Origin of the sequence: Chlorobium sp. KB01, from assembly GCF_001975465.1 — a bacterium.
Lineage (GTDB): Bacteria > Bacteroidota > Chlorobiia > Chlorobiales > Chlorobiaceae > Chlorobium.
Window position 1 is genome coordinate 1 of sequence record NZ_MPJE01000094.1, and the last position, 2,227, is coordinate 2,227.

At 50.8% G+C, this 2,227-nt stretch carries 1 protein-coding gene; it reads left to right on the top strand.

The window, feature by feature from the left end; translation table 11 throughout:
* A partial coding sequence (locus BOO20_RS09975) for a transposase (RefSeq protein ID WP_083694636.1) occupies positions 1–1,682 on the top strand: 1,682 nt, incomplete at its 5' end.
* Between the last annotated feature and the right edge of the window lie 545 nt (positions 1,683–2,227).

Below are 2,227 nucleotides of genomic sequence, written 5' to 3' on the forward strand. Positions count from 1 at the left end.
TTGGAGAGCGCCGCGAAAGACGTCCTAATGGCGATATTTACATCTATGAGCGGGTTACGGCCTATGACGAGAAGACCAGAAAGACCTATACAGTCAGTCAGAAGCTTCAGGGGAAAATCAAGGCAGGAACACAGGAGATGCTTCCTACACGGCCAAAAAAACGCAAAGGTGAGGACAAGATGGCCCGCGCGGTGCGCAGGCACAGTGGCCTCACGGATATTCTGGAGTGGGTTGGCAAAACCTCCGGCATTGACCATGATGTGCGATCTTCGTTCGGCGAAGGAGACGCCAACAAAATGCTCTCCATTGCGCGCTACTGGATCGGTTCCAGCGGAAACACCTTGCCTCGACTTGAGAGCTGGCAGGTCATGCATCCTCTTCCCTACAGCGAAGTAATCACTGAAGACGTTTACGGTGATCTGTTCAAAAGTGTCGGGCGTAACGAGGACGGCGTGCAGCGTTACTTTTCCTTCCGGGCGGATCGCCTTGGGCCGTCTCCGGTGCTTGCATTCGATTCGACCACGATATCGACCTACTCCGAGAACCAATCGGAAGCACGACAAGGGTTCAACAAGGACGGAGACGGACTGAACACCATCAAGCTGCTGACCTTGTATTCCGTCAAGGAACGCGAACCATTGGCTTTCGCCAAGCAGCCCGGCAATGTTCCTGACGTCATATCCATTGAGAACACCCTGAAGCAACTCAAGTGCCTTAACCTTGAGAGACCCTTGATTGTCACCGACAACGGTTACTACAGCGAAGAGAACATGATGAAATTCGCCTTGCGCAACATGAAATTCCTGACTCTGGCTGACCCCAGAGTCACCTGGATTCGCGAGACGGTTGATGCGCTTCGGCAGACACTGGCGAGCATGTCCAGCACGTGTCCGTTTGAACCATCGGTTTGTGGCGCTACGGCAATGAGAATGCACGAGTTCGGTCGAGTACGCAAGCGGTCGCGTAACGGCAAGCTGGGTGGAGAAGAAGATGCGTTCGTGCGCCGTCTTTATGTCCATGTCTTCTATTCTCACGACAACGACAGCAAGAAGGAAGTTGCCTTCCGCAAAGAGCTGCTTGAACTCAAGGCTCAAGTCGAAAACGGGGTGGAGGAGTTCACGCAATCTGCTCAACGGAAAATCGAGCGCTATCTGGTCTGCACGACAAAGGGGCGTGGCGGAGCATTGAAGGTCGGCTTCAACGATCAGGCTATTGCTGAAGCGAAGAGATACTTCGGCTATTTCTCGCTCGTCAGCAATCAGTCCATGGAGACTTTCACGGCACTGGAAAACTATCGACTGCGTGAAAAGATCGAGGAGCTTTTCGCCGTTGAAAAAGGAGACCTTGATGGCAGAAGGCCTCGCACATGGTATCCTGACAACTTGCGGGGAAGACAATTCGTGCAGTTTGTTTCACTGGGGTATCATTGCTTCCTGACGAAGAGAATCAAGGAAATGCGGGTAGAGCTTGGAAAAAACGCAAGAGGCAAAACCAAGGCGCTTGTCCTGCTCGAAAAAATGCTGGACAAGTGGCTTGAGCAACGCTCACTTGCTCAGATTCTGGATTGGTTCGACTGCGTAGAAACAACTCAGGTAAAGACGGCCATGGGCGCCTATCGCTGGTCTACCGAGTCGGTAGCCAGAGATCGGCTGTTTTTGGAATATCTGGGAGTGACCTCCTGATAGTGTGCGCTTTATCCTACTTTCAGGTTTGTAAACAAATCGTTTGCCATCCTTTCCGGCAGGCACCCGGTCGATTTCAGGGTCGTTTACGCCATATTTATTGAACCAGAGACTGACCGTTGTGCCTTTGGTATTGAGGCCTTCGGCTATCTCTCGCGGTTTAAAGGTTTTTTGCGGATTGGCGCGGAGCAGATCCTTGATTGACGTGCCCAGCTGACCCCGGCTGAATTTTGCCGTGCCCGCCGGTTGCGGTACACCCCCTTCAAGTTTTGAGAGATTTGCCTCAAGCTTCTTTATAATACCGGTAAGTTCCTCTTCCAGTGGCCTTATTTTTTCCTGATATTCCTGTTGAATAAAGGTGATTTTAGCCTGAAGACTCTTTTTTTCTTCAACGAGTGACTGGAAGTGGTCTATTCTTCGAATGAAAATATCATATTTATCAGGTGACCCTGAATCCTTTTTGAGGGTGCTCATCGTACTATATAGTCCTAAACTGAGCGATTTGTATCCGTAGACCTCTGTCTTAGGTACCCGATTGGGAAATA